Here is a 19373-nt window from a genome sequence, read left to right as displayed (position 1 = left end):
CATGCCCGAGCCCACTGCGTACACCCACGATCAGATCGCTGTGGCTCTCAACCGAGCCTCCGCGGACATCTCCGAGGCCGCGAGCCTGCCCGACGAAGGCACGATCGACGCGCTCAACCTCCTGGTCAACGCCGCGATTCACTACCTCGAGCATCCCGGCGACGGGCTCGCCGAGGTGGTCGAAGCGGACTACGACGCCACCACTCTCGACAAGGTCCTCGGCTGGATCTCGTCCTGATCGACTCAGTCGGCCCCCCCGCAACTCGATCGGGGAGACGGCCGCTGCTGGGCCGAAGGGATCACCGACTCCCAGGAGCAAGATCGACGCTCGTCGGGCCAGCCTGGGGCGCATGGTCGCAGGCACGGCAGGGTCCGACGAAGTTCCCGCCCTGGTCAGCGGCGATCACGACTACGCCGCTGAGTACGCCCCCCGACGGTTCGCCCGGTTCTGGAATAGCGGGCGCCCAGGGTGGTCGCGCCGACACCGCCCCAGGAAATTAGGGTCCTAGGCAGCCGGAATCGGCCCCAGGGGATCGTTTCGGTGGGCCAATGGCATGGGCCGTGACGACATCAGAAGGAAGCAGGCGAAGCAGAAATACCGCCCGCGAAACCGAGCGAAGGAAGATCCCATGTGCGACACCGAAGCCGTGGTGTGCAGCTGCGTCTACGAGTTCATCGGGGCCGGATTCGGTCCGCAGATGCCCGAGCCCCTCGTACCAAAGCAGCGCCCCCTCGACCTCCCTCGGCGGCTGGTGGGCGTGGGCGACGTGCTCATCCTTGGCGACCCCTGGGGCGACAGCGGCCACGAAGAATGGGAGATCGTCCATATCACCCCCGACTACGCCTACTACGAGCACAGCGAGGTCAATTCGCAGGCGGACCTCAGCGACAACCACGTCCACCGGTTTCGCCGCGACGACCGACCGATCCGCACGCTGAGCCCGAAACTCACCGGCCACTACAACATCCACGCCCTGGGCGATTCACTGGCTACCGAGGGCCTTGGGCACGCGCACTCCTCGCCTGAATAGAACCAAGATCTACGCCTCCTCTCAGCGCCCCCAGCTCGCCGCGCTGGCCGGTGCCGATGCCACCGCACGCCTAGAAGTAGGTCGCCCCAACACCCTGCGCAGTCTGCGAAGCGCCGGGCTGGCCACCCAAGTGTGCGGCGACCAGGACCGGCCCACGCGTCCCCACGATCTGGCGATCTCCGGCACGGGGGTGCGAGCGATGCTCACCACCGCACAGGCACGTTAAGCCGCAGAGAAGGCCAACGTCACGGTCAGCGGTGATCCATCGCCCGTGTTGATTCCCACAGGCCCATCGCAGGCCGGGTCAGCGCGATCCTCGCCATCGGCAGCAGACACGGCATCCGCGTCGTGCTGGTCCCCGAACAGAGCCCTTCCAGCAATCCAGTGCGCTCTTCGACCCCGCCCCGCGCACAGCTGCGACGGGTTCACCCTCAGCGAGTACAACGCCGACTTCGTCACGACCCATCCAGTCCCAAGACCCCGCTATTCGAACGGAGATCCCTGTGAGCACCAAGGCCGAGCGCGCCGCCCTGATCGAGATGGCCCTCAAGGAGTGGGGGGTCGTCGTGGAGATCCTCGCTGAACGAGGCGAGGTTTGGCCAAACACCGACCCCACCCGGTGGGGGCCGGGGTTGACCAGGGCGATGGACCGAGCCCAAACCCTCACCGAGGCCTGCGCCGCCATCGGCGCCGGCGACGCCCGCGACATCGGACGTCTGGCCGACCTCTACGACCGCACCCACGGCCGCCACTAACCCCCACAGTGTCGGGGCGCATCCACCGTCGCGCCCCGACATTGGTTGCGGAGTTTTGTCTGATGCCGGTTCGCTCCCTGACGAAAGGCCGATCCATGTGCTCGAAGTACGTCGACACCCCCGACGTTCGCTACCTGCCGGGTGACTTCCCCGGCGCAACCCCCCGCAAGGCCCACGTCATTGAAGAGCGGGGAGACCGCACGCTGATCTGCTTGATCTCCTACCCCTCCACCGGTGCCATGCGGGAAGTGAGCGCTTCCTCGGTGTACACCGACTTCGCCGCCGCCCGGCGTGCCCACTGACCCCTCAGGCGAATTCCCGACCCCCGAGGGGCTCGCCCCCATCCCAAACCAACACGCGCCACGGTCAAGAACGTGGAGTTGGAGGCGAAGTACGAGCGCGCCCGCCAGGACCGTTAGCGCTACTGGGGCAAGTTCTCCGCTGCCCGCGCGCTGTCTGAGCAGCGCCGCTACGGGTCACCTGCAAGAACTGGCCGAGCCCGGCGCGGAGTAGCCCAGGATCCCCGGGGCGGACCTGCGCCGTAAATAAATGCGCAATCTGCAAAAGAAAGAGTCGATGTGAGCACGTTCACCACCCCCCGTGACCTGATGTTTTCCCTGATCGCGCACCGGATGAGGGCCAGCCTCGAAAACCGGTGGATGGACACCCCGATTCAGGACCTGCCCTGGTGCGGCCGCTGTCACATCGACATCGACCCCATCACCAGCCAGTGCGAGTGCTGGGACAACACCACCAACGCACCTCTCACCCACTGGCCCAGCCAGGCGAAGGGTGCCAACACCCCGCCTTACACCCAGCCCACGCAAGACCGATGACTCCCGGCCACCGTCGCGCCCGGGGGACGGTGACCAGGAACCACCTCCACCACCCCACCAGGACCGAACAGGAGACACGACATGGCTGATGCCGATTCCGAACTCGTCCACCGCATCAGCTCCGAGCTCGGGCTCGGGGCCGATCAGCTGACCCTGCTCACAATCCTGCTCGACCCCGCCAACGACCCGTATGAGTCGGCGACAAACGCCCAAGACATGCTCAACGAGTTCGAGACCTTCACCGGCGACGATCTTTCGGAGGTGCGCGCTGTCGCCGAGCGCCTGCGTACCCACCACGACCGCGCTCAGGGCCGGACAGGTGCCCTCGAGTTCGAGTTCGTCTGCGACGGCGAAGGAAGCATCGATGGTGTCAACATCATGACCGCGTTGGGCATCTGCGGCACCTGGTTGGCTATCAGCGAGGACAGCAAGTACTTCTTCGCCGATCGCTACGAGCTGACCGGCCTGCCCGCTGCTCTCAAGCTCGCCGAGAACATCACCGACGAGTACGAGCGCCTGATGGACATCGCCTCGCGCGTCGCCCTCACCGAGGCGCCCGGTCGGCGCACGGCCCTGTCTGATCTGCCCGACGGCCTCTACGCCTCCGGCGAGCACACCTGGCAGAAGACCGGTGCTGACTGGGCCCCTGTCCTGGAGCCCGGCCAAAGCCCGGACGACGTGCCGGCCGGGCCGGATCCCCACGGTCTCAAACGAGTCCAGTGGGTGCATTCACCGGTCAACGCCGTCGCCGACGACTGATCCATCGACAAAGAGGTCCTGAAGCCCGCCAACGATTTCACGCCTGTGCCCGACCATCTGCCAGGGCGGTACCAATTTGGCGAAGTCCTCGATGAGACCGACGAGGTCAGCGGTCGTATCACCGATTCGGAACGGATCGAGGCCGTCCAATACGCCCGCACTCTCTGACCGACCGGGCCCAGACCTACGCCGACGTGGAGTGGCAGATCGGCGACCAGTTCAAGCTTCGACTGTCGATGCTCGAAGCCATCGCGAAGGTCAACAACACCCCCGTCGACCAGGCCCGCCTAGCTAGGCCGCCGCCGTCGACATCGGCCACATGCTCGAACAGCTCGATGCCAAGAGCCCCGACCTGGTCTTCGGCATCCTGCACGCCTGGGTGACCGCGGCCGCGGTCGCGGCGCCCCTGCCCGACGGGGCACTCGCCCGCGCTGACCAAGAACCCCGCCTGAACCAGCAGTGGCCCCTGGGCAGGGCCAAACCCGGGGTGCGGGTCGGCTTTCAGATCCTCGCCCACCACCTGCCTGCGAAGGAGACACGAACCGATGGCTGACCCCACCGCTCCCAGCGACGAAGGCACCCGCGCCGACATCCTCCGATGGGCCGCCCACCAACTCCGCCAAGTCCCCATCGAGTGCACCGCCCTGACCGGCCCGGTCTGGTACGGGGCGGGGTGGAAGGACGCCACCGACCACCTGGAAGACCTGGCGGACGGGGAAGCCCATACCCCATGGGACCACGACGAGCAGTCTCCCCTCTACGAGCGGATCGCCGCAGCCGCACTCACCGTGCCCATCCGGCTCGGCCCGGTCACCATCCGCAACGCCCAGGCCGGGCAGAACGTCACCCGCCTGTCCGGCAGCGAGGCCGACCATGTCGCCCAGGTGGTGATGGACGTCCTCGCAAACAGGGACGACACACCGGGGGAGGGGCATGACCCGCGGACCGAGGTCGAAGCGCACTGGGGTGGTGAACCGGAACAGCTCATCGCCGTGTGGGAAGCCAACCGGGTGCGTCGCCTCGCGTACACCGAACGCCGTGTCGAGCTGGCGCGTGAGGCCGAAGCCAACACGTGGAAGCGCCGTCTACGCGAGGAACTCGAAGCCCACGATGCCGAACAGGCCGAGGAGATCGCGCTCCGCGACACCCGAATCGCCGAACTGGAGCAGCTGCTCCACGGCACCCTCGACCGCCGGTGCGACATCCCCGGCTGTGCCGCCTCCCACAACGCCGAAACTGGGCCCCCGCCGGAGGAAACCACCGCCGCCCGCCACTGGCTCCGCAAGCCCTCCCCGCCGATCCTGCTGTGCCCCGACCACTCGCCCCTGTGGGAGGGCAACACCCCGCACACCCCCCGCCTGGACCACACCACCCGCACCTGTGCGTGCACCTGCGGGCACCCGCTCCCCGGCCCGACCCTGGGTCACATGGGTACCGCGTGGGTTGCTCACGCCCTGAGCCTGTTGGAGACCGACCGTGGCTGACCACACCCTTACCCCCGCCCAGATCTCAGCCCTCGGCGCCACCCCCGACCAGATCGCCGCCATCGGCCCCACCCTCGCCCGGGTCCGCGCCGAACGCGCAGACGCCGGGATCATGTCCGCGAAGTACGACGCCCTGTGCGAGCGCTTCGCAGGTCTGCACTACGAGGCCGTATTCCTCCGCCGCCGGGCCGAGGCCCTGGAGGATCAGCTCCGCGACCGGGACACCCGTATCACCGAAGTGGAGGCCGAGATCGACCGGGCCGACCTCCGGGCCGCCGACCTCCGGGCCCGGGGCAAACGGATCCGCGAGCTGGAGGCCGACCTCGCCCGCCTCCAGGTGCTCCTGCGCGACGCCGAGGACTACCTCCGTCTCACCCACGCCCACCCCGCCGCCGGGGGCGGCCACGACACCCTCGGCGCTGGGTTCTCGTGTGACGGGTGCGTGCTCACGAAGAAGCTCAAGCAGGTCCTCACCGATGGCTGACCACCTCACCCCCGACCAGGTCGCCCGGATCGACGCCATCGTGGCCCGGGTCCACGCCGAGCGCGCCGACGCAAAGATCATGGGCGCCCGCTACGACGACGCGTGCGAGCAAATCGTGGAGCTGCACGACGAGATCGTCCGCCTCCGCCGCCGGGCCGACGCCCTGGAGGACCAGCTCGCCGACCGGGATATAGAACGGCGCCGAACCGCCCGAGATCTGGAACTCCTGATCGCCACCTCCGCTTACGTCCTCCTGGATCGTGCCCGCGTCCAGGCGCTCGCTGACCGCCGGTGGATCGCCTGGCAGTCCGCCCGCCGCCGGGCCCGCCAGCAGCGCGCCGACCGGAACCTAACCCACGCGGTGGAGGACGAGCGGGCCTCCGACACCCACCCCGAAACCAACAGGAGCACCACCACATGAGCATCGCCCCGACCTTCTCCCGCTGGGTTCGCGCTTGGAACACCCAGATCCGACGTAACCTGTTCACCGCCGAGATCCTCCGCACCACCACCCGCGCCAGGGGGCGCTCGGTGCCCTTCGGAGTCACCCTCACCCTCGGAGACCGCCGTGCCGAGGTCGCCGTCACCCACCTCACCGACCCCGGCACCGCGCACGCCGAGGTGGCCGCACTCCTGCGCCGGACCGCTGACCACCTCGACCCGGCTGTCCCCGGTGGCGCCCAGGGCGACGGCACCCACCCCACCACCGATGGGAGCAGCCGATGAGCGCCCACCTTTGGGAAAGGCCACCCCTGCTACGCCGCCGAGGGCAACTACTACGGCCCCCGGGGCGAGTGCCACACCACTTTCGAGTCCTGGGAGGAGTTCACCGAGACCACGTTCTACGGCGACGACCGAGACTTGAACCTGCTCTACCGGTGGGACTGGAACTCCTGGAGTCGTGACCTCGACCCGCACACCAGCGACACGGACAAGCTCTCGCTGTTCTTCATGCTCCAGCGCAAGACCATCGCCTGCTCCATCGAGATCACCGTGACCGACGCCGCCGAACGCCACGGCTCCGAACCAGTCTGCCCCGAGACCATCGACCGTATGAACACCTGGCTCCTGCGCACCCAAGAACAGTTCGACCTCGTCCAAGAAGGGTTCGCCAAGCTCGCCAACCCCTACGGCATGTCCGAAGGCGAGGAGCTGCACTCCGAAGACCCACGCATCACTAAGATCCTCGACCGGGGCAGAAGCCTGCGCATCGAGTACGCTTTCGACACCCTCGACGGGCCCTACGAACCGCCGAGAACGCGCCCCTAGACAACATCGCTGAACTCGTCGGACTGCCCGCCGAAGAGCGCCGCGTCATGCTCGTGCGCATGGTGGAAGCGAGCGTCGATAAGACCGAGGCCCAGACCCTACGCAACCCCAACCAGGATGGATAACCCTCGTGGACACGAACCAGCCCACCTCCCGAGCCCTGGCCCTGACACCCGATGAGACCGGCCGCTTCCTGAAGGCCGTGTCACACCTGCCCCAGGCTCGAGACCGCGCTATCTGCCGTCTGCTCCTCCACACCGGGCTGCGCACGAGCGAAATCATCGCCCTGAACACCCACCGCGTCCATCAGAAGGTCGTCCATGTCCCCGCGGTTAAGACCCCCGTCCGGGTCGTGACGATCACCAACGAGGCGGCCCTTACCGACCTCTCCGCCGTCCTGGACGAACGTGAACCCGGCTCCCGGATCGTCCGTCCCCTGTTCGTCACCCACGCCGGAGAGCGGATGTCCGCACCCATGGTGGTGGGCCTCATTCGGCGCACTGCCCAGCACGCAGGCATCAAAGTAGGCCCGACCACGCTGCGTCACACCTACAGGGAAACCCTGGTCCGCGGGGAAACCTCGCCGGACGTGGTGGCCGAGCGCATGGGGCACGCCCCGGCTCTCACCTGACAACCCTACGGAAGGCACATGGCCAAAGTCTGACCCGAACCGGTGCCGCTCAGCGACCGTCCCGCTGAGCGGCACCTCTGCGTCTACAGCTCACCACCCAAGCTGCCAACGAAAGTGCCTGAGCTCTCATACTCGCGAGGACTGTGCCGCTCCGTCTCCCAGTGCACAACTTCAGAGACCGTATGCGTCGAAGCTGACATCTGGATCGACTCAATCCGAGTCTGCCTCGTTTGATACCGATCGAACGTCGCCGGACCCGCATAACCAATCCCACCGCGCTCTCGAGCTGCCTCTTCCATCTCCTTGCGCTCCGCCCTCAGCTTGTCGATAGCTTTCCGCGCCTTTGTGTAGGCCTCCTCAGCCGAAGGCACAGCGAATTCCACGGACTCCCCGCCAGGTACCTGCGCCACTTCGCGGCGCACTTCTTCGCCCTCAAACGACACTGTCGCCTTCACGTCGTAAGCGGTGTGCTCACCCTTGTTCATCAACCGGTACACACCCGGTCGCACGAACTCGCCTTCCCAGCGCACGTCGTGTCGCTCGATCGCTCGCTCGTCCTGCTTCTTGAACAGGTCGTTGGCTTCCTTCGCGAGATCATTCGCTCCCCGAGCAATCTGGTTCGCTTCCACCGCGATCTCGTTCGCACCCTCGCCTGCGGTGAGCGCTCGCCGAGCGAAGTCGTTTGCTTCCTGTGCCAAGGTCTCCATCCGTTCAGCGATCCCGTTCGCCTTCTCCGCGAGCGTGTTCGAGCCACGAGCGATCCGGTTCGCTTCCTCGGCCGCCCCCTTCGCGTCCTCAGCGACTTCCCGGGACGCCTTGTTCTGCTTGAGCACCCACAGCGACACCAATATCGCAGCGAGGGGCATCAGGTCGGTCCACGTGAACGTCGACCTCGCCCACCCCCACACCGTCACCGCAACGTCGCCCAGCCAGGCGAGCACATCCGCGCCCACAGCACCTCCACGTGTCACATGCCCGCACTCCAGCAGGCCGAGCATCAGGCTAGAACGCCACGGTGACACCCCTACACATACTGCGCATCCCATGCACCCCAGGGCATGACAACTGTGAACACGGTGCCCTATGGCTACCCTGAGGCCACCTCACCTCCTTGGCGTAGCCGGACGGCACACGAAACGGGGCCGGGCCGGATGGGTCATACCGAGGAGAACGCCCTGGCAGACGCGATTGAGGAGGGTGAAGACGAAGGGGAGTGCTGGGACACCTAACCCCACCCCCTGGCCCGCCCGCCCGGCCGAAGCTGGATCAACGAGGCGATCAGCGAATGGGAGGACGGCGTCGTCAGCATCCGCGCCGTCCTCACCGGTGCCTACCAGCAGTGGATCGGCAACGACTACCTCAACCCCTAATGGGAGATAGGCCGGGTCGGTAAGACTTGGTTCTGTAGTCGCTGGCAAGTGAGCACTACTAACCCCAAGGAGACCCCGATGCCGCGCACCGCCGACCACATCGTTCACACCCACCAGATCGCCCGCGCCCGCGCCGCCGCCGGCCTCCCCGTCTGGGAGCGCCACATCGACCTACGCGGCGTGTTCCACAACGACAGCCTCACCTTCGAGGAGCGCCGCGACGCCATCGTGAAGCGCCTCAAGGTCAGCCCCTGGTACCAGCAGGCCGACGTCGCCGAGTTCGACGGCGTCTACGACACCATCCACGAACTCGCCCACGCCGAAGACCCCGAGGAATTCGACGGCTGGTGGGACGAGCTGTACGACCACGCCGACACCGACCGCGTCAACATCTGCACCCGCTAGCCCGCCCGGTAACGAACCCAAGGGGACCCCGTGCACCTCAAGCTCGCCGGAACCGACATCGTCGCCATCGAGAACACCCCCGACAACCAGACCGAACTCCGCAACCTCGCAGAGGCCAGCACCCCCCGACGCCCCGCCTACCTCCCCCCGGTCTTCGGGAACCCCGCCCAGGTATGGCTCGCAGAACAGCGATCCATGGTCAACCTGCCCGACGGTCACAACCTGGTCGCGCTTCCATCCGGAGCCGTGATCGTGCTGTCGCACGGCGCGCTCGCCAGCATCACCACCTGACCCGCCCGAACCAGGGCGACCTGATGTTGGCCCGTGACGTCCCCTACACCCAAGGCGGCGACACCTAGACCGTCACCGACCGGCCGTACACCGCGCCCGGGATGTTCGGGGAGGACGTGCTCCGCATCCCCGTCCGCACAGAGAGCGGCACTGGCCACACCGACGTCGTCCACACTGACCACCACATCTGACTCACGAAGGAGAACCCGTGGCCTACAAGCCCGGCGACCGAGTCCGCACCACCGTCGACGCCCCCGCCGCATGGGAAGACGCCTACAGCGCCCCTGCTGGAACCCTCGGAACCATCACCAACCACTTCCCGCCCAAGCACGGCATGAGCCACGGGTACGGCGTCCGCCTCGACGACGACCCCACCGGCCTGTCCGCCCACTACGACGCGAGCGAACTCGCCCCCGAGGAGGGCACCTGATGAGCGCCCGAACCGCAAGCGTACGCATCCTCACCTGCGACCACCCCGGCTACCCGCGGCTGGTCGCCCCGCCCATACAGCGCTTGACCGTCCGCCCCTCCGAACGCGAAAACCGGTGGATGCTCCTCGCGCAGAACACCGAAGCGTTCGCGGCCGCCCGCGCCGCCGGATGGTCGACCAGCCCGAAACACGACTACTGCCCCGAGCACGCTTGACCCTGACCACGACGAAGGCCGCCCCGGCGATCGTGTCCGCACCACCACCCTCACCTTCGCCTCGGGCTTCCCACCCGGGCACGCCATCCCTGCGGGCTCCCTCGGAACCATCACCAGCGTCAGCGACTGCGGCGAGTACATCGTCGTGATCGATGACCACGTCTACACCGAGGGCCTAAACTTCTCCGCGGACGAGATTGAGGCCATCTGATGCCCATCTACATCACTCCGTCCGGTCACAGCTCACTGCCCCCGGCGATCAGCGATGGGTATTGCCCAGTGGTCACCCGTGCCCTAGTTGCACTGCCCTGAAGCCCCGGTCCCATTCGCACCTCGTTGAGTCCATGGTTGATTCCTCTTCTATATAATGTCCATCTAGTGGATCATTGAATAGATAGAAGGAGGGGGTTGAACGAGAATGAAATCGATGCCGACGGGGGAGGGGCACCCGAGCGGGCCGTCGGGCAGAGGAGCCCGAAGCAGCGGTTGCGCTGGCCGCTGGCCGCTGGCCGCCGTGATCGTCCTCGCGTTCGCGTGGCGTCTGCTACCTGGTGGTGCGCATCGACCTGCTCGCCCCACTCCTGGCCTAGGTCCCCTCGTTCAAGGCCTTCGTGGCCTGGTGCATCGAGGATCCCCGGTGCGCTTGGAGGGCCGCCATCGTCTTTTTCCTGTCCAATCTCGGCATTCTCGCGATCCTCGAAGAGGACCTGGGGGTGAGGTTCTGATGCTCCGCAATTCCCGCTTCATCGTCGGCCTCTGTGTACTGGCTGGCGTCTCCATCGCAGGTGTGATCGCCTGGGTCACCGGCTTCTTCTCCCGCCTCGCCTCCGGCCTCTGGAGCCGACTCCTGGACGCCATCGACGGCTTGAGCGCCAGCGGCCTCCTGGCCGCTTTCGGAGCCGGCGCCGCGATGCTGGTCATCGTCCTCATCGCCATCATCGCCATCACGGACCACTGAACCCGCTCAGAACAGGCAGGAGCCCCGAGGGACCGTCCCTCGGGGCTCCGTTTTTCTCTCTGCCGAGTGAGCGGCCCTCCGTGGCCCTCACACCACGGCGAACTCGCGCCGGGTCTCCGTGATTCCGTCGAGCACGCCGTGGCAGGCGTCGAGGCTGCGGTTGACGCTGCGCGAGGCGGAGAACTTCAGCACCGAGTAGTCGCCGACGCTCTCCTTGCCGAAGCGGACCTTGTGCCCCTTGTGGTCCTGCCTGTAGAACCGCCCGAAGCCATTGAGCACGACCACGTCGCCTCCGGCCACGGAGTCGATGAGCTCACCCATGAGCGCCTGGTGGGCCTGGCTCATCGTCTTGATCGACAGCCCCGACCTCCTCGCCGCGCGTGAGATGAATTCGCGCTTGTTGATGCGCCGGCCCGTCCCTGTTTCCATGGTCTGCCCACTGCTCCTCGACATCGCACCCTTCCCTGAAAGCCAGTCTGTCCGACCCGAATGACGATGCGCAGGACCCACAACGTCCTGTTCATCGTCGATGAATAGTCATTCCATCTCCGGCCCCAAATCGCTGTACTGCTTGTCACGGTACGACACCGACTCGACCCGCACCTCGCCGTCATCTCCCGTGATCACGCGGTCCTTCCTGTTGTCGAAGGCCTCCTGCTCCTTGATTCGATGAGCGGCCTGGAGCCGGGCCTGCACGTTCATCTGCCCGAACTCCATCATCGAGCTCAGCGACTGCTTCACCCCCGTCTTCATCACCCCCTGCCGCCGCCGCATCGCCTGGCGCTGCTGTGACCACCGCGCCCGGTCGTCGGGCTTGACGTAGCCGAACATCTCGGCGAACTTCGAGCCCCGCGACTCGTTGCGCTGCTGCATCGCGTCTTCCGACATCTCTCCTGCCTCTCCTCTCGTGCTTCATCCCCCGACCCCTCAGACCGGCTGGCGATCCTCACGGGCGGCGTCGTAGTCCCGGGCCGACTCATACGCCGGGCCCCCGTCGGCTCCGGCGTAGTACGGTCGCGGCTTCGCCTTCATCGCGATGATGAAGTCCCGCGGATTGTCCGCGGCGTCCTTGAGCACCGCCTTCCAGTCGGGGCCGAACTGCTCGTGCATGAGGTCCTTGACCTCCGTGCACTGCTCGGCGACCTCGTCCATGGCGTTGGCATAGGCCATCGAGTACGCCGCCCGCTGGGCCTCGGGCTCGACGCCGTCGACGGTCATCGTCGCCATCATCACCTCGGATTGCTCGACGGCCATGCGCACACCGGCGGGGGCCCCGCGCAGGTCCATGCCCTGCCTGCGTCCGGCAAAGCCAGCCATGTACCCGATGGTCATCTCACGGAAGTGTTCGCCGTCGGCCCTGCCGTGCCTCATGTCCTTGCTCACCGCGTCGGCGAACGAGATCCGCATCGTCTCGGCGATCGCCGAGCTGTGCTCATCGCGCGTCATCGGCGGGCGCAGGGAGAAGGTCGCCTCGCGCGGCATCCTGGCCCCGATATGGTTCACCCAGTCCCCGCGCCACTGCTCATCCTGGGCCCCGGTGGCCCCGTCAATGCGGTAGTACTTGTTGATTCGTCCATGGGCGGTGCCCCTGAACATCGTCCACAGCTCCGGCTCGTGCTCCATCCGCGCCCCAACCATCTTCTTGACCCGGTCGACGACGTCCTGACGTTCGAGGCCGTCGTCCTCGAACTGGGCCCACAAGTGCGAGCGCAGCTCCTTGTAGGACTCGTAGATCTCCTGCGATTCCGTCTCCGGGTTCCGCATCTGGACGAAGGCGTTCTCCATCAGACCCAGCTCCGTCAGCGCCGCCGACTCCGGGGTGTAGAGCTGCCGCTGACCGCGCTCACGATAGAGCAGGTCGTCGTAGCGCTTGCGCCACTTCCTCGACAGCTGGGAGCGCGCGTCGGTCGAGCCGACCAACCGTGCCCTCTTCTCCTCGTCGACGACCCCGCTGAAGAAGTCCCGGCGGCGCTCGATGCCCTTCTCGACCGCGCCGACCCTCGAGCGGGTCTTGGTGTCGATGCGGTCCTGGATCTTCTCCCTGAGCTGGTCGACGTGTGGGCGGACCTGGTCGCGGAAGTCCTCAGACAGCAGCGCCATTGACGTCATCATCCCCACGGCCTGGATAACCGAGTTGGTGTTCACCCCGCGCGAGAGTGGGCGCAGACAGCCCTGCACCATCATCTGCACGTAGACCTGCTGCATGGCGTCGAGCTGCTTGGTCGCCTTCTCCTCGGTGAAGCCGGGCACGAAGATCTGCGAGCGCCTAAGGGAGTCGAGGTACTCCTCTCCGGCCAGTCTCGCCTCGCTGCGCAGCTTGAGCAGCTGTTCGCGCTCGCTCGCCTCCGGGTCGTCGGTCGCCGCCCGTTCCTCGTCCCTGGCCCGCTGCTCCTCGTGATCGACGATCGCGGCCTGCACGCCCTCGCTGAAGAACTCTCGCGCCTTCCTCCTGCTCTCCTCCCAGGCGCGGCGGGCTCTCTGGCCGGTCGTCGGCCGCTCCTCGGTGGACTCGGCATCGATCGGCTCCTCGTCGGCCAGTCCCGGCCTTGGGGGGTAGCCCGTTCCGGGGCCCGGGGACGGCTGCGCCTCGGTCCTCTCGGCCGCCCACTCGTCGGCGTCGATCCGCCCCTGCCCGTCGACGGTCATAGGCGTGCGGCCCACCGGCACCGTTTCCACGTCGCCCAGGCGCTTGCGCTCGCTCATGTCACAACCCCATTCCTTCGTCGTGCTCGCCTGCCACGGGTTGCTTGATGTCGATCGAGGGTGTGTACTCCGGCCGGCCGCCGACGACCACGGCCTGGGCTGAGCGCCGATTCGCCTGGCGGGTGCGCGCCTGGTCGACGCTGTCGGCGAGCACGTCGCGCTTGAGTATGGCCCTCTCCACCGCCGGCGCTTCGACGCCCGTCTCGGCCTCGGTCGACCGGGTCCGCGCTCGGGCCGTGGGGGCCGGGGCGAACTGCTCGTTCCCCGGTCCGTCGTAGACGTTCTCCCGGGCCGTGGCCGCGGCCACGAGGGTCTCGAAGTCACCGCCGTAAGCCATACGGTCCATGACGGTGCCGACCAGCGAGGTGTCTTCCTCGAGGTTGCGCACCAGGCCCGTGTCCGGGTCGGTGAGGGCCTCGGCCACCCGCTGGACGTACTCGGGGTTGACCCGCACGTTGAAGCCGTCGGGGGCTTCGTAGAAGGTCTGGAACTGTTCGGCCCACTCCGCGGTGCTCACCTGCACCGGCTCGCCCTCGACAAACTCGGGCTTCCACTGCCCAACGCCGACGTGCTCGAGCTTTCGACCCCGCCACAGATCACGCCCCGGGCCCTGGAGCATCTCGTACTTGTGCCGGGCCTCGGCCGCGTCGTGCTTGGCCTGGAGAATCGACTGCGTCACCGGGTAGGTGACCTCGAGGACGGCCTTGAGGTCCTCCCCCCTCAGCGCGCGCACCGCCCGCTGGCTGTAGGAGCCGCCGAGGCCGGTGCCGTGGGCCTTGATCGCCGTGGCGAACATCGATGCCTCCTGGTCGACCTTCGTGATGCCCGGCTCCCCGTGGTCGACGTCGTGCCAGTCACCGGCGTCGTCGACCTGCAGACCGAACTTCTCGGCGTAAGAGGCCAGTTTCCCGAGGCTGCCCTTGGCCCCGGTGTCGACGCAGACGGCCTTAACGCTCTCGACGTGGTTGTAGGCGCTGGAGAAGTCCAGGGCCGAGCCGAACTCGCGTGACTGGGCACTGCGGTAGAGGTTGGAGAGCTGTTCGGTGACGTCGAGGCGGCGGGCGGCGATCGACTCGGCCGACTCTCCGCCGCGCTCGGCGGCCAGCAGCAGGTTCGCCTCCGACCTCAAGATGTTGAACTCCTCGGCCAGCTTTGGAGCCTTCGACACCGCGACCTGGGTGTCGAGCGCGACGTGCATGGCCAGTGGGTGCGCCCCATCAGGGTCGACGACGCCGGTGTCGAGCAGGTTCGCTGGCACCGAGAACTTGGCCATCGCCTCATCCTTGGCCGCCTGCGAGTGGAGCTTGACCACCGCCACGGCGTCGCCGTCGAAGTCGCCGTCGAAGCACTTGTCCATCACTGGGTTGATCGCCGCGCCGGTCAGCCGCTCGTCGAGAGCCACGCGCAGGTAGCGCACGCCCGAGTCGCGCAAGACAGGGTCGCGCCAGACCAGGGCGTAATCGTCCTCTTCTAGGCCGAGCCGGGCTGCCTTGTCCGGCGACAGCGCCACCTGGTCGATGTCCAGCCTGGGGTCGGCCGTCCACACCATCGTCGCCGAGTCCGACAGCCGCGAAGCCATCAACCCGGTCTTGAAGACGTTGTTCTTACCGGTGAGTACCCGCGAGGTTACGTCGGTGGTGATCGCTTCGAAGGAGCGCTGGGCCCGCTGGACGGTCGTTGACATGTCCGCCAGCAGCTTGGTGCGCTTGTTGTTGGTGAGTTGCTCGTTCGCGAGCTTCTCCTGCATGAACCGGTACCGGCAGGACTCGACGAAGACCTGCTGGTAGGACCGGGTGTAGTCGTGCATCACCGAGGTTCCGTCATCGAACTCCTGGCCGCTGCGCAGGTGCGAGGAGAGCACGGGCAGCTTCCAGCTGGTCGCCGAGGCCTGTTCGGTCTGCTCACCGGTGGGGAAGGTCAGGGCGAAGGGCAACTCGAGGTCGCCCCCGCGGTCGCCGATGAGGTCGCCGAAGGACTTGCGCATCGCTGCGGTGTTCAGCCCTGGCGTCCGGGTCGATCTGCCTGGCTTAGTGCGGACGAGCTCGGGCATCGGGATGAACCGGCGCGCCGACGACTCCTCGCCGGGCTCGGCCTGGCCGACCACCCGCAACGCTCCGTCGGCGTCCATGTCGAGGCCCGCCACCCGCAGGTACTCGCGCACGTTCGACTCCGGGCCGGTGTTGTGCCCGTAGAACTCCCGCATGATCGCCGGGCAGCCCTTCGACCCCAGCGCCCATGCGAGCTGACTTGAGGCCTTACGGCCGTGTCCGGCCTGGATCGCCTCGTCGTCGTAGATCTTCGTCTTTTCGTCAACGGCCATGTGGGTGACCACGAAGCGCATCTGGCCGACACCAGCCTCGGCCGCAACGCTCGAGAACTCGCTGAGCTCTTTCCCGCGCATCGCCGGAGCCTTCAGCGTCTCGAGGTCGCCGGCCATGAGCTCTCGGGCCGATCCTGCGTTGCGGCGCGAGATTAGCGAGAACGGGCTCATCACCACGTCCATCTGCGGGTTCTCGCGGAACCAGGCGACCTCCTCGGCGATGCCCTGTGACTCGGCGTCCTCGATACTCATCGACCGATCGACGACGAGCGAGACTACGCCCTTGTTGCCGTGCAGGTCGGAGAGTTTGTCGCCGACGACGAGGGGGCGCAGCTGGCCTTTGGCACCGCGGATCTGGTGGGCCGCGGCGAACTCCTGGGACACGACGATCGGGTCGTCGGCCGTCCAGCCGCCGAAGGTCATCATCGCCGTGCCCGCAGGCTCGGTCACCTTTGACGACTGCATGATCGTCGAGGCCGTCATCTGCTGGCGGTCGAAGGGGTCGTATCTCAGAGTCTCCAGCTCGGGCCGGGTCATGAGTGGGGCGCGGGCACCGGTGAGGGTTTCTGGGTCGCCGGGTACGATCGAGCCGTCGGGGGAGACCTCAGCGTCGGTCGTGAGGTAGCGGACGATGCCCTGGTTGGTCGCCCCGCCGGTCATCACGGGGTCGAAGTAGCCCTTTGGCGCGGGGACGCGGTTAGCGCCGGTGCCAGTGAGCACCGTCATGTTCCGCCCGCCGGTGAGTGTCCAGGCGTCGAAGTGGTTGTCGTCGGCCGGGTCGGTGCGGTCCCGCCCGGCCCGGTACTCGGCGTAGATGGTCGAGCCGGCCTTGACCTCGTTGCTGTAGCGGATCCGTTTCGTCTCGGTCGCCAGGATTGTCTCGATCCACGGGTCCACGCGGGAGCTGACCTCGCCAGTGGCGGGGTCGATGCTCAGCTCGGTGGCCCGCTCGATGAAGTCGGTTGGGTACTTGGTGCCGTAGAGCTGTGAGTAGACACCGTTGAGACTCGCTGGCTCGCCGACCTCGCTGCGGGTGGCCACGAGGTCGCCGGCGATCTGGTGGGCGATGCGCTCGTGGACGAGCTGTTCGTAGCCGCGCAGCACCGTGCGCTCCTCGACCGAGGTCGGCCGCTGCCCTGGCGTCGGGGCCCGAATTCGCGCCTGGTAGCCAGGCACGATGAGCGCGTTCTCGCCGGAGGCGAACTGCGTGACGATCTCGCCGTGGTCGCCGACGTCGAAGACCTGCCCGATCTGGCCCGAGACCTGTACCCGTGACCCGCTGCGGCGCTGCTTCTCGGCGGTGTAGGAGATCACGCCCTTGTCGTCGATGAGGATCGGGCCGGGCGCGGTGCCCGAGCGGGCCAGCGAGTCGTGGACGGTCGTGCCGACGCGCTGGATGAACTCCGATGGGTGAGCCTCGATCGGCACGGCCGTCTCGGCGTTGAAACGGACCATCCGGTCTTTGAACCGTGTGGTCTGGAAGCCGGTGCCCATCATCTCGGCTGGATCGATCTCGGCCCGGCGCAGCGCCGCGGCGAGGTTGTCGAGGTTGGACCACTGGCCGGCCGAGCTGGTCATGTACTTGGCCACTCGGCTCGGGTCGAAGCGCTGGTCGACCCACTCGCCGTCGATCTGGTGGGTCTCGGCCTCCCAGGTGCCGATGAGTTCGAAGGGCACGTCGGCCGCGTGGTCGCGGATGATCTCCTCGGGCGAGCCACCGTAGACGAGGTTGCCCAGGCCAGCTTCGGCGGACTCGCCAATGGCTTCGAGCCTGTCGGCGTACATCTCCTCGGTCGCACCCGGTCGCAGAAGCGAGGTCTGTTCGCCGGTGAGCACGTCCCAGTAGGAGCGCTGGATCGCGGCGACCTCGGCGTCGGCTGAGTACTCCGGGGGTTCGAACTCGATGAGGTTGAGACCTTGGGAGCGCTGGGCGTGGAACGAGTGGATGATGCCCTCGACGTCCAGGGCCGACTGCAGGTTCACCCGCGCCGACTCCACAGCCGCCCGGCCGTAGGCCTCGGCCGCCTCGGTGTCGACGAAGTAGGTCGGCAGTGTCCGCGAGGTGTTCTCCCGCCGCAGCAGGACCTTCGAGCCCGGGCCGCGCGCGTAGTTGTCGACGACGAACATCGACTCCTTGTCGGTGTAGTAGGCATCGGGGACCTCGACGGGGCCCGAGCGGCTCGACTCCGTGTACGTGGCGCCCAGCACCCCGGCAGTTGCTCCCGGGATGTCTTTGCGCCCGACGGCCTGCCCCTGGGCGAAGCGCAGTAGGGCGACGGCATCGTCGGGGCTGGCCGAGTGCAGGGCCACGCCGCCGTTGACCCAGTGGTTGGTGCTGTAGCGCGAGACCAGGCCGTTGTCGTAGATGCGGGCCCCGGCGAAGTCCTCGGATTCTCGGGATTCGGTGAGGCGGATCTCCAGGCCCGTGTCCGCCAGGACGGCCTTGATCTGGCCGGGGTTGATGTCGCGGACGACCTCGTAGGCGGTGCCCTGGGCCTTGAGCTCGTCGAGCACGGCCACGGAGCGGGCCATGGCGGCCTGGGACATGAAGCGGTTGCGGTCGATGCGCCCGGTGTGCGGATCCCGTCCGCCGTCGAGGACCCAGCCGCGGACCTGGTTGTACTCGGCCTCGCTCATCTTGTCCATGAGGGCGGTCAGCCCTGAGGCGTCGTCGTAGGTCATCGCCCGACCGGCCTCGACGGCCTTGCCGTCGTCGATGCGCCACAGCATCGCGTTGCCGTGCTGTGGGGCCGCGACTCGGTCGACCTTGCCGCCGGTCATCTTCGTCACGGCCTCGTCGGGCAGGTAGGACAGCGCGGTGCCCCCACGCTTGATCGTCGCCCGCTCGGCCCACTCGGGGTCGTAGGGGCTGATCGGTAGCCGCGCCGACTTCGGGTTCGTCTCGCCGCCGACGCCGGTGGCCCGGCTGAAGTCCCGTTGCAGCGCTCGGTAGCGCTCGTCGGCAGCGGAGTGGTCGCCGAACTGGGGCTCGTAGTCGCGCACCGACTCGCTCAGTGCCTGATCGATGGCGCTCAGGCAGTCCCGGATGCCCAGCTTGGGATGGGCCAGGCGCTGGGCCGTCGCTGGCAGGCCCTCTGCCTCGGGGATCCCCGGGAGCCCGGCGAGGATTCCGTCGACCCGGGACCGGATGGCTCTGGCCTGGGAGATCGGCACGATCTCCGACGTCTGCTCGCGGGCGTGGTCGATGGCCTGGTGGAAGACGAATTCGTAGAAGTACCTCCGCAGGCCGTGCGCGGACTTCATGTCTCTGCCTCCTCTGGGGCTACGGGTTACATGGTCATGTATAGTCCATTCGACTAACCATTGACAATCATAAGTGGCTGATTTGAATAGACATGTCAGTCATCATTGATCGCCGATTCCTGTAAGCCCCAGAGACGACCGAACGCCCCCGGCCGCGTCCAGCCCGGG

Annotated in this window: 23 protein-coding genes; 18 read left to right on the top strand and 5 right to left on the bottom strand. The window is 67.2% G+C overall.

Translation table 11 applies throughout. From position 1 onward, the window contains the following. Window position 1: 1 nt before the first annotated feature. The 13 genes from NE857_RS21515 to NE857_RS21455 all read left to right on the top strand — a co-directional run bounded on the left by NE857_RS21515 (window position 2) and on the right by NE857_RS21455 (window position 7249). Window positions 2–238: a hypothetical protein gene (locus tag NE857_RS21515; RefSeq protein ID WP_254417386.1), complete on the top strand. Its 237-nt coding sequence runs from the start codon at window positions 2–4 to the stop codon at window positions 236–238. Window positions 239–629: 391 nt separating this feature from the next. Next, window positions 630–1031 (top strand): hypothetical protein, encoded by a 402-nt coding sequence (locus NE857_RS21510; RefSeq protein ID WP_254417385.1) that lies wholly within the window; start codon window positions 630–632, stop codon window positions 1029–1031. A 503-nt stretch (window positions 1032–1534) separates the two neighbouring features. Beyond that, on the top strand, window positions 1535–1786 hold the full coding sequence (locus NE857_RS21505) for a hypothetical protein (RefSeq protein ID WP_254417384.1): 252 nt from the start codon (window positions 1535–1537) through the stop codon (window positions 1784–1786). 95 nt (window positions 1787–1881) lie between these two features. Further along, window positions 1882–2088, top strand: a complete 207-nt coding sequence (locus NE857_RS21500) for a hypothetical protein (protein WP_254417383.1) — start codon at window positions 1882–1884, stop codon at window positions 2086–2088. A 276-nt stretch (window positions 2089–2364) separates the two neighbouring features. Beyond that, on the top strand, window positions 2365–2622 hold the full coding sequence (locus tag NE857_RS21495) for a hypothetical protein (protein WP_254417382.1): 258 nt from the start codon (window positions 2365–2367) through the stop codon (window positions 2620–2622). 81 nt (window positions 2623–2703) lie between these two features. Next, window positions 2704–3381, top strand: a complete 678-nt coding sequence (locus tag NE857_RS21490) for a hypothetical protein (protein WP_254417381.1) — start codon at window positions 2704–2706, stop codon at window positions 3379–3381. A 319-nt stretch (window positions 3382–3700) separates the two neighbouring features. Continuing rightward, window positions 3701–3934: a hypothetical protein gene (locus NE857_RS21485; RefSeq protein ID WP_254417380.1), complete on the top strand. Its 234-nt coding sequence runs from the start codon at window positions 3701–3703 to the stop codon at window positions 3932–3934. After that, window positions 3927–4865: a hypothetical protein gene (locus NE857_RS21480; protein WP_254417379.1), complete on the top strand. Its 939-nt coding sequence runs from the start codon at window positions 3927–3929 to the stop codon at window positions 4863–4865. The genes NE857_RS21485 and NE857_RS21480 overlap by 8 nt, the downstream gene beginning before the upstream one ends. After that, complete coding sequence (locus NE857_RS21475) at window positions 4858–5349, top strand: hypothetical protein (protein ID WP_254417378.1); 492 nt, start codon at window positions 4858–4860, stop codon at window positions 5347–5349. The genes NE857_RS21480 and NE857_RS21475 overlap by 8 nt, the downstream gene beginning before the upstream one ends. Next, window positions 5342–5770 carry a hypothetical protein gene (locus NE857_RS21470; RefSeq protein ID WP_254417377.1) on the top strand — a complete coding sequence of 143 codons (429 nt, stop codon included), beginning with the start codon at window positions 5342–5344 and terminating at the stop codon, window positions 5768–5770. The genes NE857_RS21475 and NE857_RS21470 overlap by 8 nt, the downstream gene beginning before the upstream one ends. Then, entirely contained in the window at window positions 5767–6075 is a 309-nt protein-coding gene (locus NE857_RS21465) for a hypothetical protein (protein WP_254417376.1), read from the top strand. Before NE857_RS21470 ends, NE857_RS21465 begins: the two co-directional genes overlap by 4 nt. Before the next feature lie 135 nt (window positions 6076–6210). Continuing rightward, entirely contained in the window at window positions 6211–6618 is a 408-nt protein-coding gene (locus NE857_RS21460; RefSeq protein ID WP_254417375.1) for a hypothetical protein, read from the top strand. Between the two features lie 130 nt (window positions 6619–6748). Next, the gene (locus NE857_RS21455; RefSeq protein WP_254417374.1) at window positions 6749–7249 is read left to right on the top strand and encodes a tyrosine-type recombinase/integrase; all 501 of its coding nucleotides are present in this window, start codon (window positions 6749–6751) and stop codon (window positions 7247–7249) included. Window positions 7250–7332: 83 nt separating this feature from the next. Here the strand turns inward: NE857_RS21455 and NE857_RS21450 are convergent, their stop codons facing one another. Continuing rightward, window positions 7333–8202, bottom strand: coding sequence for a hypothetical protein (locus tag NE857_RS21450; protein ID WP_254417373.1), 870 nt, complete (start codon window positions 8200–8202; stop codon window positions 7333–7335). A 495-nt stretch (window positions 8203–8697) separates the two neighbouring features. On the opposite strand from NE857_RS21450, the gene NE857_RS21445 reads away from it, so the two are divergent. From NE857_RS21445 to NE857_RS21425, 5 genes are all read left to right on the top strand, one after another. After that, window positions 8698–9024: a hypothetical protein gene (locus NE857_RS21445; RefSeq protein WP_254417372.1), complete on the top strand. Its 327-nt coding sequence runs from the start codon at window positions 8698–8700 to the stop codon at window positions 9022–9024. Between the two features lie 30 nt (window positions 9025–9054). After that, window positions 9055–9315 carry a hypothetical protein gene (locus NE857_RS21440; RefSeq protein WP_254417371.1) on the top strand — a complete coding sequence of 87 codons (261 nt, stop codon included), beginning with the start codon at window positions 9055–9057 and terminating at the stop codon, window positions 9313–9315. 208 nt (window positions 9316–9523) lie between these two features. Then, the gene (locus NE857_RS21435) at window positions 9524–9745 is read left to right on the top strand and encodes a hypothetical protein (RefSeq protein WP_254417370.1); all 222 of its coding nucleotides are present in this window, start codon (window positions 9524–9526) and stop codon (window positions 9743–9745) included. Further along, a complete protein-coding gene (locus tag NE857_RS21430; protein WP_254417369.1) occupies window positions 9745–9960 on the top strand; it encodes a hypothetical protein in 216 nt (71 codons plus the stop codon). The genes NE857_RS21435 and NE857_RS21430 overlap by 1 nt, the downstream gene beginning before the upstream one ends. Before the next feature lie 724 nt (window positions 9961–10684). Further along, window positions 10685–10918 carry a hypothetical protein gene (locus NE857_RS21425; protein WP_254417368.1) on the top strand — a complete coding sequence of 78 codons (234 nt, stop codon included), beginning with the start codon at window positions 10685–10687 and terminating at the stop codon, window positions 10916–10918. 87 nt (window positions 10919–11005) lie between these two features. On the opposite strand, the gene NE857_RS21420 is transcribed toward NE857_RS21425, so the two are convergent. From NE857_RS21420 to NE857_RS21405, 4 genes are all read right to left on the bottom strand, one after another. Beyond that, entirely contained in the window at window positions 11006–11347 is a 342-nt protein-coding gene (locus tag NE857_RS21420) for an HU family DNA-binding protein (RefSeq protein ID WP_254417367.1), read from the bottom strand. A 108-nt stretch (window positions 11348–11455) separates the two neighbouring features. Continuing rightward, entirely contained in the window at window positions 11456–11806 is a 351-nt protein-coding gene (locus tag NE857_RS21415; protein ID WP_254417366.1) for a hypothetical protein, read from the bottom strand. A 39-nt stretch (window positions 11807–11845) separates the two neighbouring features. Further along, window positions 11846–13621 (bottom strand): hypothetical protein, encoded by a 1776-nt coding sequence (locus tag NE857_RS21410; RefSeq protein ID WP_254417365.1) that lies wholly within the window; start codon window positions 13619–13621, stop codon window positions 11846–11848. A gap of 1 nt (window position 13622) precedes the next feature. Then, the gene (locus NE857_RS21405) at window positions 13623–19205 is read right to left on the bottom strand and encodes a hypothetical protein (RefSeq protein WP_254417364.1); all 5583 of its coding nucleotides are present in this window, start codon (window positions 19203–19205) and stop codon (window positions 13623–13625) included. Between the last annotated feature and the right edge of the window lie 168 nt (window positions 19206–19373).

It is taken from the genome of Nocardiopsis exhalans (assembly GCF_024134545.1).
GTDB classification, from domain to species: Bacteria; Actinomycetota; Actinomycetes; order Streptosporangiales; family Streptosporangiaceae; genus Nocardiopsis; species Nocardiopsis exhalans.
This window is presented reverse-complemented; position numbering and strand designations above follow the sequence as displayed.

What these genes read in the sequence shown, in the direction of transcription:
- NE857_RS21515 (WP_254417386.1), top strand. Translation starts at nt 2, where the DNA reads ATGCCCGAGCCCACTGCGTACACCCACGATCAGATCGCTGTGGCTCTC.
- NE857_RS21510 (WP_254417385.1), top strand. Translation starts at nt 630, where the DNA reads ATGTGCGACACCGAAGCCGTGGTGTGCAGCTGCGTCTACGAGTTCATC.
- NE857_RS21500 (WP_254417383.1), top strand. Translation starts at nt 1,882, where the DNA reads ATGTGCTCGAAGTACGTCGACACCCCCGACGTTCGCTACCTGCCGGGT.
- NE857_RS21490 (WP_254417381.1), top strand. Translation starts at nt 2,704, where the DNA reads ATGGCTGATGCCGATTCCGAACTCGTCCACCGCATCAGCTCCGAGCTC.
- NE857_RS21485 (WP_254417380.1), top strand. Translation starts at nt 3,701, where the DNA reads ATGCTCGAACAGCTCGATGCCAAGAGCCCCGACCTGGTCTTCGGCATC.
- NE857_RS21480 (WP_254417379.1), top strand. Translation starts at nt 3,927, where the DNA reads ATGGCTGACCCCACCGCTCCCAGCGACGAAGGCACCCGCGCCGACATC.
- NE857_RS21470 (WP_254417377.1), top strand. Translation starts at nt 5,342, where the DNA reads ATGGCTGACCACCTCACCCCCGACCAGGTCGCCCGGATCGACGCCATC.
- NE857_RS21465 (WP_254417376.1), top strand. Translation starts at nt 5,767, where the DNA reads ATGAGCATCGCCCCGACCTTCTCCCGCTGGGTTCGCGCTTGGAACACC.
- NE857_RS21445 (WP_254417372.1), top strand. Translation starts at nt 8,698, where the DNA reads ATGCCGCGCACCGCCGACCACATCGTTCACACCCACCAGATCGCCCGC.
- NE857_RS21430 (WP_254417369.1), top strand. Translation starts at nt 9,745, where the DNA reads ATGAGCGCCCGAACCGCAAGCGTACGCATCCTCACCTGCGACCACCCC.
- NE857_RS21425 (WP_254417368.1), top strand. Translation starts at nt 10,685, where the DNA reads ATGCTCCGCAATTCCCGCTTCATCGTCGGCCTCTGTGTACTGGCTGGC.
- NE857_RS21420 (WP_254417367.1), bottom strand. Translation starts at nt 11,347, where the DNA reads ATGGAAACAGGGACGGGCCGGCGCATCAACAAGCGCGAATTCATCTCA.
- NE857_RS21415 (WP_254417366.1), bottom strand. Translation starts at nt 11,806, where the DNA reads ATGTCGGAAGACGCGATGCAGCAGCGCAACGAGTCGCGGGGCTCGAAG.
- NE857_RS21410 (WP_254417365.1), bottom strand. Translation starts at nt 13,621, where the DNA reads ATGAGCGAGCGCAAGCGCCTGGGCGACGTGGAAACGGTGCCGGTGGGC.
- NE857_RS21405 (WP_254417364.1), bottom strand. Translation starts at nt 19,205, where the DNA reads ATGAAGTCCGCGCACGGCCTGCGGAGGTACTTCTACGAATTCGTCTTC.